Consider the following 15,643-nt stretch of genomic DNA (forward strand, 5'->3'; position numbering starts at 1 on the left):
CCGCGCCGTCGCGGCCCCCGGGCCGGCGTGTGCTCGCGCCTCCGGACTCCCCACGTGTCGGGGCATCCTGTCCCGGAGTGCGGACGCGCTGGCGTGGCGGATCACGGATGCTCCGACGCCGGACCGTCCGGCAGTGCGGCCAGGAAGGGCTCGACGACCCGCAGGAACGACCGCGGGTCGGAGGAGAACACGACGTGCCCGGTGTCCAGGACCTCCATGGTGGCGTTCGGGAGGTACCGGTGGGTCGCGCGGCCCGCCCGGAGCGGGGCTGCGGTGTCTCTCCTGCCCCAGACGATCATGGTGGGTGCGGTGAGCCGGTCGGCCTGGCCGTGCAGGTCGTGCTCGGCGGTCGCGAAACTGCGCCACATCGAGGCGGCCAGCGCCGCGCCCGCCCCGGTGCGGGCCCGCGCGACGGTCCGCGCCACGATCTCCCGGTCGCTGGCGGTGCGGGGTTTCATGTAACCGGGGACGAACCGGGGCATCAGCCGCTTGGCGATCGCCGGGGTACCGATGGCCCGGAACAGGGTGCGGCTGACCGGATCGTGGCCGGCGAACCCACCGCTGTCGACGAGCACCAGCCCGGTGACCCGGTCGGGGTGGCGGATCGCCAGCCGGGCGGCCGCGAATCCGCCGACGGAGTTGCCGATCAGCCGCAGGCCGCGCAGGTCCTGTGCGAGCACGACCTCCTCCAGGACATCGGCCAGCAGCGGTGCGGTCACCGGCCGGCCGCCCGCGTCGGCATCCGAGTCGCCGTGACCCGGCCAGTCCACGGCGATCACCCGGTGTCGGGTGGCGAGCGCGGGCAGGACGGGGTCGAAGTCGTGGCGGTCGTGCAGGGTGGCGTGCAGCAGCACGAGGAGCGGGCCGGCTCCGGTGTCGGAGTAGGCGACCCGGCCCGCGGATGTCTGAAGGCTCGGCACAGGGGCTCCCTGATGTCTCGTATCTCATTGACCGACCGGTCGGTCAAACCATACGCTACGAGATGTGCGGTGCGAACGCGAGCGGCCTCCCGAACACCCGACCTGCGACCATGGTCGGGTGAGCGCCAGCCCGTCCCAGGAAACCGATCCCGACGCGAACGCCGGCGCGCCGCCCGCCGGCAAGCGGCAGGCGGCAGCCGCCGAGACCCGCCAACGCCTCGTCGACGCCGGCCTGCGGCTGGCCGAGCAGACCGGCCTGATGGGCCTGAGCGTCAACCTCGTGGTCGACGAGGCTGGCGTGTCGAAGGGCACCTTCTTCCACCACTTCGGGGACCGCTCCTCGTACGTCATCGGGCTGCACCGGGAGTTCCACGACCGGCTGTTCGACCGGATGCGCGCGGCCATGCGCGGTCTCGAACCCGGCGCCGACCGGCTCGACGCGATCGCCGGTACCTACCTCGACACCTGTCTCGAACGTCGCGGGGTGCGGGCGCTGCTGCTGGAGGCCCGCGCGGATCCGCAGATCGCCGAGGAGATCGTGGCCCGCAACACCGCCAGCGCCGCGGAAGTGCTGGACGACTTCCGCGCGCTCGGCTGGCCCGATCCGGAGCAGACCGCGCGGCTCTGGGTCGGCCTGGTCGCCGAGGTGGCGCTGCTGGAGCACGCCGCGTCGCGACGAGACACCAAGCTCCGCCGCGCGCTCACCCAGCTGACCCGCCGCACCGCACCGACGGGGTGACGAGGAGCGTCACCACCGACGGTGGCCCGGCCGGTCGGACACCGAGCGGCTCACCGCTGTGCGGCGCCCGCCGGTGCCGCGGACCCGGTGCCGTCCGGTAGCGGGCGGACCGGCTGCGCGGCGGCTGCCGGTGGGGCGAGCGGCGACGGGTCGACGTCCGGTACCGCGAAGCGTGGGTTGGCGCCGGCGGCGACGAGACGCAGCACGAAGCCGCGTTCCTACCAGTCGGTAGGCCCACGGTGGGACACTGGTTCGATGCGCGAGAACGGATGCGAAACCTTCGTGTCGGAATGCCACGTGCGGGCCGGGGTCGAGTTGCTGCGCCACACCTGGGACCCGGTCGTGCTGCTGGCCCTGCGCCCGGGGCCGCTGCGTCGCAACGTGTTGCTGGGGCGCATCGCCGGCGTCAGCGACAAGGCGCTGACCGAGTCGCTGCGGCGGTTGACGGCCCGCGAGCTGGTTCGGCGCAGGAGCGGCGAGGCGCGGCGCGATGTCGCCAGCTACGAACTCACCGAGCTGGGCAGGTCCTTCGCGAACGGCCCGCTCGCCCGGCTTGCCGGCTGGTCGTCGGAGCACCAGGCGCAGCTGGTCGAAACCGGCTGACCGGCCCCCTCACACGGGCCGGACCGGCGCCCGGGGCGCTCAGGCCGGCGCCCATCGGTGCGCCGCTCAGGCCGGCGCCACCGGTGCGTTAGCGTGAACCATCGAGGGCCTTCCTGGGTCGTTCGGCGTGTCTGCTTGGTCGCTACACACCGAACCCGGAAGGCCCTCACCCATGCAAGAACACCAACCCGTGGCTTCCGTCACCAACCTCCGTGGTCAGTACACCTAGGGCGTGTCCTCATGGCCAACCACCCGCCAGCCGCGTCCCGAACCTCACAGGACAGAACAACACCTAGAGCCAGCCGCGGGACTGGGCGGCGGCGCCGGCCTGGAAGCGGGTGGTGACGCCGAGCTGGGCGAACAGGTCGCGCAGCCGGCGCTGGGTGGTGCGCGGGCTGATGCCCAGGGCGCGGGCGATGCCGGCATCGGTGGCGCCGCTGACCAACAGCGTCAGCAACCGGCGGCTGTCCGGGTCGGGCGGGTCCAGCTCGCCGGCCGCGGGCGCCGGGCCGAGCGGGGTGCCGCGGTCCCACTCGGCCTCGAACAGCGCGGCGAGCGCGTCGAGCAGCGACGAGCGGTGGATCAGGTACATCGAGTCGAGCGGGCGGTCGGCGGTGGTGATCGGTACCAGCGCGACTCGGTCGTCGACCAGCATCATCTTCAGCGGCAGCGCGGGCCGGGAACGGGCCTGCTCGCCGGCGCGCTGCCCGGCGGCGATGTCGCCGGCCAGCCGGCCCGGCCAGGTCAGCGCGCCGCGGTCGTACAGCACCCGGTAGCGGACGCCCTCCCGGATGCGGCGGTGCTCGCCGCCGGTGGCGCCGGCCGAACGCATCAGGTACGGCGGCTTGTCGAAGCCACGGACCTGCACACGGGCGGTCGCGTGCAGCTCGACCACCCGGGCCGCGATCGCCTCCCGGCCGACGAGTACCTCCACCGACTGGTCCGGGTGGGTGAAGCGGGCGGCCTGCCGGTAGGTGTCCATCAGCCGGTGCATGTCGGCGCGGGCGTCGCGCAGCTCGTCCTCGCGCCGGCCGATCAGGTCGGCGATCGCCACGTCCGGCGCGGCGGCCAGGTAGCGGGCCGGGCGGCCGGGCAGCCGGCTGGCCAGCCCGGCCTCGATCAGCCGGGCCAGCCGGCGGGTCACCGCCGCCACCGGCAGGCCGACCTCGGCGGCCAGCTCGCCGCCGCGGGCGCCGGGTGCGGCGACGAGCGCCGCGTACAACCGGCTGTCCGGTGTGGACAATCCGACAGGCTCGAACATGGTCCGCATCATGTGGCATGGATCGGCCAGCTGGCAACTATTGGTCAGGCTGGCCGTCTTGTGCCATCGGCGCCGCCTCTGCCAGGTTGGGACATCGGTACGCCATCGCCCGACCCCGGCGTGCCGCCCCCTCACGCGCCATCCAGGTTCCGTGCCGGTACCGGCCGCCTCCCGCCGCGGCGGCGCCGGGCCCGGTGCGGTGCCGCAGAGAGGATCACGCCATGGCACGCCGCCCACTCGTCGGTACGGTCGCGATCGCGGCGGTGCTCGGCCTCGCCGCCGCCGGAACGCCGGCCGCGGCGGCGCCGACCGACCACCCGCCCGCGGGTGCGCGCCGGGCGCTCACCCAGCGGGCGCCGAAGCGCACCGGCCGGCCCGCCCTCGGCGCTGCCTGGACGGCGCCGAAGGCGACCCCGCGCACCGTGGTCCCCAACCAGGTACTGGTGGTGCTCGCGGACGGTACCCGGGCGACGGGCGCCCGGATCCGCGGTCGCGAGCTGCGGCCGGACACCTCGAACGGCACGCTGGACGCGACCCTGCGCCGGGTGCACGCCGCGAGCCTGCGGCCGGTGGCCACCGGTGCGGCCGACCCGACGCTGGCCCGTACCGTGCTGGTCACGCTGGCGCACGACGACTCCACCGCCGCGGCCCGGCAGCTCGCCGGCTCGCCCGGGGTCGCGCTGGCCGAGCCGAACCGGTACGTGTCGGCGATGCACACCGCGCCGGCCACGATGCCGCGCTGGGCCGGGAAAGCGGCGAAGGCGCCCGCGACGACGGCCGCGGGGGTGCCGGCGAACTACGGGCTCACCTCGTCGCTGCAGAGCTACCTCAACGCCGGCGGGGTGGACGCGACCGGGGCGTTCGCGGCCCTGCACGCGCGCGGTCAACTGCCCGGCGCCGGGACGCGGATCACCAACGTCTCGATCGGTGACCTGACCGACGCGTCGATGACCGACGGCTACGCCGCGCAGCACGGCGCGACCACCGTGCTGCGCGACGGCAAGCGGTACCTGGACCTGCCCGCGATGCCGCTGATCCCGACGTACGCGGTCGGTCCCGACGGCACCGCCGACCCGGCCGGTGCGGTGGAGAACGAGGATCCGACGCTGGACGAGGCGCTGCTGGACTTCGGCGTGATGGCACCGTTGCCGCACGACGCGCAGCGCCCCGGCCGCACCGGTACCGGCGTCACCGACCTGCTCGGCATCGCGCCGGGTGCCCGGTACCGGCTGGTCGTCCCGACCACGCCGACGATCGACCAGGTGGTGACCGCGCTGCTCGCCGCCGCCCGGCAGTCGCCGCGCCCGGACGTGATCACCGCGAGCCTCGGTTTCGGCACCGACAGCGCCGGTTTCGCCGGGCGCTACCTGGAGGACGATCCGGTGGCGCGGGCCGCGCTGGCCGAGATCGTGGACCGCTACCACGTGGTGGTGTGCGTGTCCTCCAACGACGGCGTCCGGGTCGGGCTCAGCCCGGCCGCGGTCGGCCCGGACGGTGGCAGCACCCCGACCGACCTGACGCGTGATCCTCGCACGCAGACCGACATCGACGACGACGCCGAGTCGACCACCCCGACCAGGGTGGTCGACTCGGGAGTGATCGCCGCCGGCGCGACCACCACCGACGACGTACTGTCCGCCCGGCCGGGCGACCGGGCGGCCTCGGCCCGTACCGGGGTGACCGCGGCGACCCGCGTCTCCGGCTCCGGCGACTACTCGTCCGGCTTCGGCACCCGGATCGACCTGTCCGCGCCCGGTGACGCGATCCCCTCGTTCGTGCACGACGACGGCGGGGACGCGCAGGCGATCTCGGTCGTCGACAACGGCGGTACCTCGGCCTCCGCGCCGGAGATCGCCGCCGCGGCGGCGGTGGTGCTGCAGTCGGCGCGGCTGGCGCACCGGCACCTGACGCCGCGCCAGGTGCGGTCGCTGCTGGTGCGCACCGGCCGGCCGGTGCCGACGCCGGCGCAGCTGGACACCGACGTGCACGTCGGGCCGCAGCTGGACGTCACCGCCGCGGTCGAGTCGGTACTGGGCGCCGCCACGCGCCGGCCGTCGATCGTGCGGCTGTCGGTGGCGCAGCGGGCCACCCTGGGCAACCTCGGCGGCGCGTACACCGAGGTGGCCGACCCGGACCGGATCGACCTGGCCGGCCCGGACGGCACCGGTGAGCACCTGGCCGGCACGATCACCATCGGCGCCGATGTCGTCGGCCGGCCACGCGGTCGGCTGGACTACGTGCTGACCGTCGGGCACACCCGCTTCCGGTCCGGTTCGCCGGCGATCCGGCTGACCCCGGCCGAGTTGCTGCGCGCCGCCGGCCTGCCGGTCGTCGCCGACGCGGACCGCAGCGTGTCCGTCCGGTACGACGTGCTGCGTGGCCGGCACGTGCTGGCCTCGACGACGCACACGTTCACCGTCGGCGCGACCGACGGCGGCTACGCGGAGGCGACCGCGCCGCACGCGCCGGCCTCGGTGCCCGCCGGGCGCTCGGTGCGGGTCGGCTACGACCTGACCGGCGTGCGCCGGGTGGACACCCCGACGCTGGTCGTGTCGCACGCCGGCCGGTGGAACCCGGTGCTCGCGCCGATCTTCACCGCCGCGTGGTCGCTGCCGCTGACCGCGACGAAGGGTACGGTCACCGTCCCGGCCGGCGCGTTCGGTGACGGTGGCGGCCTGTACGGCATCGGCATCGTCCAGAACGACGCGGTGCCCAGCCGGCCGGTCTACGGCGAGTTCACCCCGATCCGGGTGGCCGGCTCGACCGCGGCGCAGCGGCCGGCCGCGCCGCTGCTCGCCGGCAGCGGCGGGCAGCCGGGCCACTGGGCGGGCGTCCCCTCCTCGGCGCCGACCCTGTCCGTCTCGTACGACGTGCGTCGGGTGCGGCGCGCGACCGGCGCGGTGCTGGAGATCTCCGCTCCCGGGCCGACCCTGTACCGGTTGCGGAACACCTTCTCCAACCCGAACGGGACCCGCCGGGACCGCAACGGCGTGGACACCGGTTCGGTGGTGTACCAGGATCTCGGCGCGACGCACGGCACGGTCCGGCTGGACACCGGCAAGCTCGGCCTGGACTCGGCCGTGTCGTACACCGTGCGGGTGGCGGCCCGGGGTTCGACCGGTGTGCTCGGCCAGTTCTCCCCGGTGTCCACTGTGGACACGATCGAGGGGGTGGCGCCGGACCAGGGACAGATCCTCAGCTTCGGGATGGCCGGCGACGACTCCGTCGTCTCGACAACCGGGGCGCACGGCGCGGCGCTGCTGCCGTACCGGCCGGACACCGGCGCGTACGGCGCCGCGCTGGCCACCGACACCAGCGGCGGCTTCTACGAGGTGATCGGCGCCGACGCCGACGCGCACCGCGCGCTCGCGCTGCACGTCACCGCGCACGACACCCGGCTGGAGACCTACGATCCGGTCGCCGGTACCCGGGTGGCCGCGGTGCCGGTACCCGACGGGTACTCGGTGCTGGGCGGCCGGGTCGACCGGGTCCGGCACCGGGCCGCGCTGCTGGCCCGGCACGAGGCGGACCAGGCCGACACGGTGCTCGTGGTGGACCTGCATACCGGTGCGCTCGGTGACCCGGTGCCGGCCGACCCGGACGGCGTCTCCGGCTGGTACTCGATGATCGACGTGGACGCCTCGACCGGTGCGGTGCTGCTCGCGCACAGCCAGGCGAGCTACATCTGCTTCGGGTTCGGCACGGCCGACGACGTGGCCCGGGTCGACCTGGACCGCGGCACGGTCACCGGCGCGACCGGCGACCCGTGCGGGTACGCGTTCGCGGCCGACCAGCGCGGCGGCTCGGCGTACCTGCTCAGCTACCACTCGTTCAGTCTCAACATCACCGGCACCAGCTCGCTCGTCGGCGTCGACGAGTCCTCGCTGGCGGCCGGCACCGCGACCGCGGTGCGTCGGGAGATCGGCACCACGATGGCCGTCGACGGGGCGCATCACCTGGCGCTGGTGGTGTTCCCGCAGCCGGCCGGCACCCCGACGTACGGCTCGCCGTACCCGAAGGTCGACGACGTCAACGGCACCGGCGAGATCGACGTGGTCGACACGACCACCGGCAACACGGTGCGCACCATCACCGGGGTGATCGCCGGGACCGGCTACGGCACCGCGTACGACCCGGTCACCGAGCAGCGCATCCAGCTCGACCCGGCCACCCGCACCGCCTACCTGTTCGCCCCCGATCTGGACCAGATCCAGCGCATCCGTTACTGACCGGCCGGGCGGCGGGCTGGGAGGACCCGCCGCCCGGCCCGCGGGGACGCCGGCCGCGGGGCGTCGGCGCCCGCTGCCGGGGTCAGGGGCGCGGGTCCGCGCGCCGCCCGAGCGCCGCCCGAGCGCCGTCCGGAGCCGGTCCAGCCACTCGACGCCCAGCCGCCGCCCGTCCGGGAGGTGGTCGTCCCGGTCCCAGCGCCAGGCCGTGACGATCGCCAACGTCAGGATCCGGCACTCGCGCAGCAGGTCGCGATCGACATCGGGATAGTGCTCGGCCACCTCGTCGGGCGCGTGGGCGAGGTCGAACTCGACCGGTCCGCGGCAGCACGTCTCCAGGTCGACGAACCGCATCCCGTCCCGCGTCACCAGGACGTTGCCCGGGTGCGGCTCGCCGTGCAGCAGTTGCTCGCTGCTCGCGCGCGCGCCGACCGCCCGTCGCAGGCTTCGCAGCGTGTCTACCAGCAGGGCCCGGTCGGCGTCCGGGAGTGCCGGCGCCTGCGCCGGGCTCGCCACCAGCCGTTGCGCCTGCTCGACCCGCTCGGTGAAGTGCGGCGCGGCCACGTCGAGGCCCCGCATGCCGGCGTGCAGCCGGTGCAGCGCGGCGGCGTAGTCGGCCGGTGCCGCCTCTGGCCGCCCCACCGGGGCGTAGTAGGTCCACAGCGCGACCGAGAACCCGTCCCGCGGGTACACCCGCGGCTCCACCCGGCGATCGGGAACCGCGACCGGGCTGCCGGTCGCCGCGAGCCGCTGCGCGAGCTCGATCTCGAACGGTGCGGCCCGGTGCGCCGCCGGCGCCACCTGGGCCAGCACGTCGCACGGCAGCAGCCGCAGGGTCAGCCGGTTCGAGTCCTGCAGGACGATCGGGTCGTCGACCCGCAGGCCCAGCTCGGTGGCCGTCGCGACCGCGGCGGCCACCGCGGCCGGACGCTCTGCTGCTCTCATGCGCGCCGTCTCCCTTCGGAGGCGTGGGAGTGGAGCGAGCGCGGCTCGCGACGTGGCGGCGGGCCCGTCGCCCCCGCACCGGCGCACTCTACGATGCGCCCGCTGGCGGCGGCACCGCATTTCCCGCGCCGTCGGGTGCCGCCGTCGGGTGCCGCCGCCGGGGAGCCGACGGGCGGCCGGCGGGATCAGACAGTGGCGTCGGCCGCGGCGCGGCCGGCGACCCGGCCACCGAACAGGCAGCCGCCGAGGAAGGTGCCCTCCAGCGAGCGGTAACCGTGCATCCCGCCGCCACCGAAACCGGCGACCTCACCCGCCGCGTACAGGCCGGGCAGCGGGGTGCCGTCGGCGCGCAGCACCCGGCCGGACAGGTCGGTCTGCAGGCCGCCCAGCGTCTTGCGGGTCAGGATGTTGAGCCGCACCGCGATCAGCGGCCCCGCCTTCGGGTCCAGGATCCGGTGCGGCGTGGCCACCCGCGACAGCCGGTCCCCACGGTACCGCCGGGCCACGTGGATCGCCGCCACCTGCGCGTCCTTCGAGTACGGGTTCGCCAGTTGCAGGTCGCGTGCCACGATCTGATCGTGCAGCGGGCCGACCGACAGCAGCGGCTCGTCGGTCAGCCGGTTCATCCCGTCGACCAGCTTGGCCAGCGAGTCGGCCACCACGAAGTCCGCGCCGCGCCGCTTGAACGCCTCGACCGGGGCCGGCGCGCCGGGCAGCACCCGGGACAGCGTCGTCGGGATCGACTTGCCGGTCAGGTCCGGGTTCTGCTCGGAGCCCGACAGCGCGAACTCCTTCTCGATGATCTTCTGGGTCAGCACGAACCAGGAGTGGTCGTACCCGGACTCGCCGATCGCGGCGAGCGTCGCGAGCGTGTCGAAGCCGGGGAAGTTCGGTGCGCCGAACCGGCGGCCGGTCGCGTCGAACCACATCGACGACGGCCCGGGCAGGATCCGGATGCCGTGCCGGTGCCAGATCGGGTCCCAGTTGCGAATGCCCTCGGTGTAGTGCCACATCCGGTCCGGGTTGACCAGCCGGCCACCCGCCTGCTCGGCGATGCCGAGCATCCGGCCGTCCACGTGCTCCGGCACGCCGGTGATCAGGTGCTTCGGCGCCGGGCCGAGCCGGGCCGGCCAGTTCGCCCGGACCAGGTCGTGATCGGCGCCGATGCCGCCGGAGGTGACCAGCACGACCGGCGCGTGCAGCTCGAACTCGCCGACCGCGTCGCGGGACGACCGGGTACCGCGGGCCGCGTCGCTGTCCGCCAGCCGGGTGCCGCGCACCCCGTCCACCGCGCCGCCGGTGAGCGTCAGCGCGTCGACCCGGTGCCGGAACCGCAGCGACACCAGCCCGGCGTCCACCGCCTCGCGCACCAGCCGGGCGAACGGCGCCACCACGCCCGGCCCGGTGCCCCAGGTGACGTGGAACCGGGGGACCGAGTTGCCGTGCCCGGTGGCGAGCGAGCCGCCGCGCTCGGCCCAGCCGACGATCGGGAACCAGCGCACCCCGAGCCCGTGCAGCCAGGACCGCTTCTCCCCGGCGGCGAACTGCAGGTAGGCCTCCGCCCAGCGGGCCGCCCAGTGGTCCTCGCCGAGCGGGTCGGCCACGCCGCGGTCGAACCCGGCGGTACCGGCCCAGTCGCTGCGGGCCAGCTCGTACGAGTCGCGCACCCCCAGCCGCCGCTGCTCCGGCGAGTCGACCAGGAACAGCCCGCCGAACGACCAGTGTGCCTGCCCGCCCAGCCCGGTCTCCGGTTCCTGGTCGAGCAGCAGCACCCGGCGGCCGGCGGCGGCCAGCTCGGCGGTGGCCACCAGCCCGGCCAGTCCCGCTCCCACCACGATCGCGTCCGCGTCCGCCATCTGCCGCCTCCTTCGCGCCGGCCCCGACGTTACCCGTCGGTACGCGAGGTGGCGGCCCCACCGCGCGGCCCGGCCGGTGGCTGCGGCGTCAGGCCGGCGGGTACGGCTCGTCGAGCAGCAGCACCGCGTAGCCGAACCCGTCGGCCAGCACCCGGTCCCCGCCCGGCCTGCCACCGGCGCCGCCCGGCCCGCCGCCGTTCGGTGCGGCGTCGCCGCCCGGCCCGCTGCTGGCTGGTCGGCCGCCGGCCGGTGCGCCGGTGCCGCCGTCGGCCAACCGGACACCGCCCCCGAGCACCGGGGTACCGCGCACCGGTCGCGGCAGGCCGATCCGGGCCGGCGCCCGGCGCGGGTTGACCACCACCAGGAACCGGTCGCCACGCAGGTAGACCAGCGGGTAGCCGGCGTGCAGCACCCGTACCGAGCCGCGCGCGCCGAGCTGCGGGGTGTGCCGGCGCAGCTCGATCAACCGCCGCACCACGTGCAGCAGCGAACCCGGATCGGCCCGCTGCGCGGCCACGGTCGGCCGGCGCGGATCGGGATCCGGCGGCAGGTACAGCCGGTTCGGCGGCGCGGTGGAGAAGCCGGCCCCCGGCCCGCCGGACCACTGCATCGGGGTGCGCGAGCCGGCCCGGTTGTACCCGGGCACCGTCACGCTGCCCTCCACGTCGGGCAGGTCCGGCAGGTACCGCATGCCGATCTCGTCGCCGTAGTAGATCGCCGGCAGCGTCGGCCAGGTCAGCAGGAAGCAGAACGCCGCCGGCAACTGCTCCGCGGTACGCCGGCCGCAGCACAGCCGGTCGAAGTCGTGGTTGGCGGTGGGCAGCGCGACGAAACCGGCGTCCCCGATCGCGTCGACGGCCTCCCGCCAGGCGGCGAGGAACGCGGCCGGGCTGCCCCGGCCGTCCGGGTCGAAGTAGCAGTCGAGCCGGCCCCAGTCGTCGCGCCGGACGCCGTCGCCGGTGTCCCACAGCGAGCGCAGCGGCCGGCCGTTGCCGTCGCCGCCCACGTGCAGGAAGAAGTCGGCATGGAACCCGGCCGGTACCGCGATCCGCGGGTCGCCCCACTCCGACATCAGCACCGCGTCCGGATGCGTCGCGTCGAGCCATCCCCGGATCTCTTGCCAGAGCCTCGCGGTCTCGACCCACTCCGGGTCGTCGCGCACCATCCAGGACGCCATGTCGACCCGGAACCCGGCGACCCCGCGGCCCAGCCAGAAGTCCATGATCTCGCGGACCGCGGCCCGGTTCGCCCGCGGTGCGGGCGCGTCCACCGGCTGCCGCCACGGCTCGGCGGGGTTCGCCCGCCCGTACCCGAAGTTCAGCTTCGGCTGGAAGTCGAAGAAGTTCGGCAGGTAGCCGCCGGGGCGGGTGCCGGGCGAGGCGACGAAGCCCGGCGGCGGCTCGGACCGGTCGGCCCAGATGTAGCGATGATCGTCCGGGTCGTCGATCGCGGCCCGGAACCACGGATGCCGGTCGGAGGTGTGCCCGACGACGAGATCGAGCAGCACCCGGATGCCGTGCCCGCGGGCCGCGTCGACCAGCGCGGCCAGGTCGTCGTTCCCGCCGTAGCGGGGCGCGATGGTGAAGTGGTCGGCCACGTCGTAGCCGGCGTCGCGGAACGGCGAGACGAAGCACGGCGTGATCCACACCGTGTCGACGCCCAGCCACGCCAGGTGGTCCAGATGGTCGACGATGCCTGCCAGGTCACCGATGCCGTCGCCGTTGCCGTCCGCGAACGACTGCGGGTAGAGCTGGTAGAGCACCGTGTCGGCGAGCCACCCCGGCACCGGACCGTCCATCACCGCGCCTCCCGGTCGACCCCTGCCGCCATGGTACGAACCGGGCGCCGCGCTCCGCGCCGTTTCGCCGGCACCGCACCGAACCGCGACTCGATGTCGTACCGGTCGGCTAGCGTCCGGCGCATGTTCGATCACGTGGGAATTCAGGTGGCCGACGTCGAGGCGTCGGTGGCGTTCTTTCTGCGCATGTTCGCGCCGCTGGGGATGCGCGAGGCGGTGCGGTTCGAGCACGACGGCGCGCTGGTCGTGGCGCTCGCCACCGGCGACCAGCCGGCGCTGTGGTTTTCCCCGGCGCAGGGCGCGGAGACCCGGGAGCTGCACCTCGCGTTCCCGGCGGCCGACCGGGCCGCGGTCGACGCGGTGCACGCCGCCGCCGTCGACGCGGGGGTGGAGGTGCTGCACGCGCCGCGCGAGTGGCCGGAATATCACCCCGGCTACTACGCGGTGTTCCTGCGCGACCCCGACGGCCACAACGTCGAGGCCGTCCACCACGGTGCCCCGCCGGCCTGACCGGCCCGTTCGCGCTGCCTGCCGCCGCCTGAACCGCGTCTCGACCGGGTGCCAGGGCCGGCGAGCGCCGGTTCCGGGAGCACGTGGTGGTCGCCTGCGGTCCGTCCCGGCGGTTCAGGATGCCGGGTCGAACCGGCGCCAGTGCCCCTCGGAGACCACCTCGACGGCGCCGTCGACGACCGTGACGGCGGACTCGTCGTCGATCGCGTACGTCGGTACCGGCAGTTTCGCGGCCCAGGTTGCCGCGTTGGCCAGCGAGGCGTCGGGGTGGTGTTCGTGGTCGAGGTGCGGGATCACGGCGAAGTCGACCAACCCGGCGCCCCGGGCCGTGACGAAGGTGCGGTCTGCGGGGCCGTCGGGGGTGGGGAACGCGACGTGCTCCGTGGTGAGCGGGGTGCCGGTGCCGTTGGGCGGTTCCGGGTAGGTCTCGCCGAACAGGGCCGTCGCCGCCATCGCGCCGGCGCTCACCCCGACGTACACGGCTTCGGGCCGGAGCGACGGCAGCAGGTCGGTCAGCCCGGACTGCCGCATCCAGTGCGCGAGGTAGAGCGGGTCACCGCCCCAGACCAGCAGCGCGTCGGTCTCCCGGACTCCGGCGGTCCACACGTCCCGGTCGATGCTGGGCAGGGCGGTGAGTTCGAGGATTCCCAGCGACTTCCAGCCCAGGTCGCACAGCGGGCTCGGGGTCAGCCCGCGGATCATCCGGCCGGCCAGGTCGGGCCCGCCGGGGAACGGGTAGATCCCGGTGGGCACGCACAGGGCGCGGGCCTCGGCGATCGGCTTGCCCAGCAGGTCGACCAGCGCGTCCCGGATGGTGGCGTTCTGGACGCCGGCGGAGGTGAGCAGGATCCTCATCCCGCGCACTCTTCCGGACGGTGGCGCCTCCCGTCCAGGCCGCCGGCGCCGATCGGGCGGGTGTCGTCCGGGCTTGTCAGGCCCGACCGGGTGCCGCTGGTCAGGCCCCGGGTTCGGCCGGGAGGAAGCGGGGGAGGACGCGGTCGACCTGGGTGGCGATCTGTTCCGGCGTGGGTGCGGGTGCGACGCCGAACAGTCGGCGCCGGTGCGGCTCCCCGAGCAGGCCGGCGAACAGGTCCTCGGCGGTGGCGTCCAGTTCGGTGTCGGTGGCGTCCGGCAGGCAGGGCGGGAGCAGGGCGCGCAGCATCTCGATGTAGCGGCGCGGCCCGTTGTCGTACAACCGCTCGGCGATCTCCGGGAAGTGCCCGGCCTCGGCGATCATCAGCCGTTTCATCCCGACGGCCTCGTCGGTCAGCAACGCGCCGAGCAGGGTACGGGAGAACTCGCGCAGGTCGTCCCGGCCGGTGGGGGAGTCGGGTGCCGGCAGCGCGGCGAGCACCTCGTCGCTGAGCCGGCGCACCACCGCGACGAACAGGTCGGTCTTGTCACCGACCGTGTCGTAGATGGTGCGCTTCGCGACGTGCGCCTCGGCGGCGACGGCATCGATGGTGGTACGGCCGAAGCCGAGGCGCAGGAACAGCCGTTGTGCGGTGGCCAGCAGCGCGTCCCGGCGGGCCGCGCGTTCGGCCTCCGGTGGCCGCCCGCGGCGCGCGGGACGGCGGGCACGGGTTGTGGTCACGGTCTCCATCCCGGTCCGAGGGGGGCCGCTTGCCGGCCGGCCACTCGGATAGATAATGTCACGGCATCGTTTCATTACCGAGTCGTGCTCCATCCGGTGACCCCGGTGGGCGTGAGAGGACTGCCGTGGCGAGGCGGAAATCCGGCGCGAGTGACAAACCCGACGTCGAGCAGCTGACCGAGTTCTACCGGCGGATGCTGCTGGTCCGACGGTTCGAGGAGCGTACCGCGCGCGCCTACACCGAGGCGAAGATCGGTGGCTACTGCCACCTCAACCTCGGTGAGGAGGCCACCGTCGTCGGCCTGATGGACGGCATCGAGGCCCGTGACTACCTGTTCGTCAGCTACCGCGACCACGGGTACGCGCTGCTGCGCGGGATGGACCCGGGCCGCGTGATGGCCGAGCTGTACGGCCGCTCCGACGGCGTCTCCCGCGGCTGGGGCGGCTCGATGCACCTGTTCGACGTCGAGACCCGCCAGCTCGGCGGGTACGGCATCGTCGGCGGGCAGCTGCCGCTCGCGACCGGCGCCGCGCTGGCCCTGCAGTACAAGGAGACCGACGAGATCGTGCTGTGCCAGCTCGGCGACGGCGCGACCAACATCGGTGCGTTCCACGAGGCGTTGAACATCGCCGCGCTCTGGCAGCTGCCGATCGTGTTCGCGGTGGTCAACAACGCGCTCGGGATGGGCACCACGGTCGAGATGTCGTCCGCCGAACCCGAGCTGCACAAGCGCGGCGCCGCCTACCGGATGGCCTCGGCGCGGGTGGACGGCAACGACGTGACCGCGGTACGGGACGCGATGCGCGACGCCGCCGCGCACGCCCGGTCCGGCAAGGGCCCGTTCCTGCTGGAGGCCACGGTGGGCCGGCTGCGCGGCCACTCGGTGGTCGACCCGGCGACGTACCGGTCGGCCGAGGAGGTCGCCGCGGTGCGCAGGGCCGACCCGGTGGTGGCTTTGCACGACCAGTTGCAGACCGCCGGTGTCGGCGACGAGAAGCTCGCCGCGATCGAGCAGGACGTGGCCACGGTGGTGACCAAGGCGGTCGAGTTCGCCGAGTCGAGCCCGAAGCCCGAGGTCGGCACGCTGTTCGACTACACGTACGCGAGCCCGGTGCCCAACGACACCCGGCGCCGCCCGGCCGAGCCGCTGTTCCCCGAGGTGGTGGCGCAGTGAGCGGGTACGGCGCGAT

General features: G+C 74.7%; 12 protein-coding genes. 5 read left to right on the forward strand and 7 right to left on the reverse strand.

The window, feature by feature from the left end; translation table 11 throughout:
* Positions 1–101 precede the first annotated feature (101 nt).
* On the reverse strand, positions 102–920 hold the full coding sequence (locus Athai_RS05060; protein WP_203960390.1) for an alpha/beta fold hydrolase: 819 nt from the start codon (positions 918–920) through the stop codon (positions 102–104).
* A gap of 118 nt (positions 921–1,038) precedes the next feature.
* Here Athai_RS05060 and Athai_RS05065 point away from each other — a divergent pair, with 118 nt between their 5' ends.
* Entirely contained in the window at positions 1,039–1,659 is a 621-nt protein-coding gene (locus tag Athai_RS05065; protein WP_203960391.1) for a TetR/AcrR family transcriptional regulator, read from the forward strand.
* A gap of 50 nt (positions 1,660–1,709) precedes the next feature.
* On the opposite strand, the gene Athai_RS05070 is transcribed toward Athai_RS05065, so the two are convergent.
* A complete protein-coding gene (locus Athai_RS05070; protein ID WP_203960392.1) occupies positions 1,710–1,865 on the reverse strand; it encodes a hypothetical protein in 156 nt (51 codons plus the stop codon).
* A 49-nt stretch (positions 1,866–1,914) separates the two neighbouring features.
* Here Athai_RS05070 and Athai_RS05075 point away from each other — a divergent pair, with 49 nt between their 5' ends.
* A complete protein-coding gene (locus Athai_RS05075; RefSeq protein ID WP_203960393.1) occupies positions 1,915–2,262 on the forward strand; it encodes a winged helix-turn-helix transcriptional regulator in 348 nt (115 codons plus the stop codon).
* 292 nt (positions 2,263–2,554) lie between these two features.
* Here the strand turns inward: Athai_RS05075 and Athai_RS05080 are convergent, their stop codons facing one another.
* Positions 2,555–3,523: a helix-turn-helix transcriptional regulator gene (locus Athai_RS05080; RefSeq protein ID WP_203960394.1), complete on the reverse strand. Its 969-nt coding sequence runs from the start codon at positions 3,521–3,523 to the stop codon at positions 2,555–2,557.
* A 221-nt stretch (positions 3,524–3,744) separates the two neighbouring features.
* On the opposite strand from Athai_RS05080, the gene Athai_RS05085 reads away from it, so the two are divergent.
* Positions 3,745–7,752, forward strand: coding sequence for a S8 family serine peptidase (locus tag Athai_RS05085; protein WP_203960395.1), 4,008 nt, complete (start codon positions 3,745–3,747; stop codon positions 7,750–7,752).
* A 1,127-nt stretch (positions 7,753–8,879) separates the two neighbouring features.
* Here Athai_RS05085 and Athai_RS05090 read toward each other — a convergent pair.
* Positions 8,880–10,550, reverse strand: coding sequence for an FAD-binding dehydrogenase (locus tag Athai_RS05090; protein ID WP_203960396.1), 1,671 nt, complete (start codon positions 10,548–10,550; stop codon positions 8,880–8,882).
* Between the two features lie 88 nt (positions 10,551–10,638).
* On the reverse strand, positions 10,639–12,348 hold the full coding sequence (locus Athai_RS05095; protein WP_239157353.1) for an alpha-amylase family glycosyl hydrolase: 1,710 nt from the start codon (positions 12,346–12,348) through the stop codon (positions 10,639–10,641).
* Positions 12,349–12,471: 123 nt separating this feature from the next.
* Here Athai_RS05095 and Athai_RS05100 point away from each other — a divergent pair, with 123 nt between their 5' ends.
* Entirely contained in the window at positions 12,472–12,858 is a 387-nt protein-coding gene (locus Athai_RS05100; protein WP_203960398.1) for a VOC family protein, read from the forward strand.
* Between the two features lie 114 nt (positions 12,859–12,972).
* On the opposite strand, the gene Athai_RS05105 is transcribed toward Athai_RS05100, so the two are convergent.
* Together Athai_RS05105 and Athai_RS05110 are read right to left on the reverse strand one after the other, a co-directional pair.
* Positions 12,973–13,713, reverse strand: a complete 741-nt coding sequence (locus tag Athai_RS05105) for a Type 1 glutamine amidotransferase-like domain-containing protein (RefSeq protein WP_203960399.1) — start codon at positions 13,711–13,713, stop codon at positions 12,973–12,975.
* Positions 13,714–13,813: 100 nt separating this feature from the next.
* The gene (locus tag Athai_RS05110; RefSeq protein ID WP_203960400.1) at positions 13,814–14,452 is read right to left on the reverse strand and encodes a TetR/AcrR family transcriptional regulator; all 639 of its coding nucleotides are present in this window, start codon (positions 14,450–14,452) and stop codon (positions 13,814–13,816) included.
* 125 nt (positions 14,453–14,577) lie between these two features.
* On the opposite strand from Athai_RS05110, the gene pdhA reads away from it, so the two are divergent.
* Complete coding sequence (gene pdhA, locus Athai_RS05115) at positions 14,578–15,627, forward strand: pyruvate dehydrogenase (acetyl-transferring) E1 component subunit alpha (RefSeq protein WP_203960401.1); 1,050 nt, start codon at positions 14,578–14,580, stop codon at positions 15,625–15,627.
* The last annotated feature ends 16 nt before the right edge of the window (positions 15,628–15,643 follow it).

The organism is Actinocatenispora thailandica, from assembly GCF_016865425.1.
GTDB classification, from domain to species: Bacteria; Actinomycetota; Actinomycetes; order Mycobacteriales; family Micromonosporaceae; genus Actinocatenispora; species Actinocatenispora thailandica.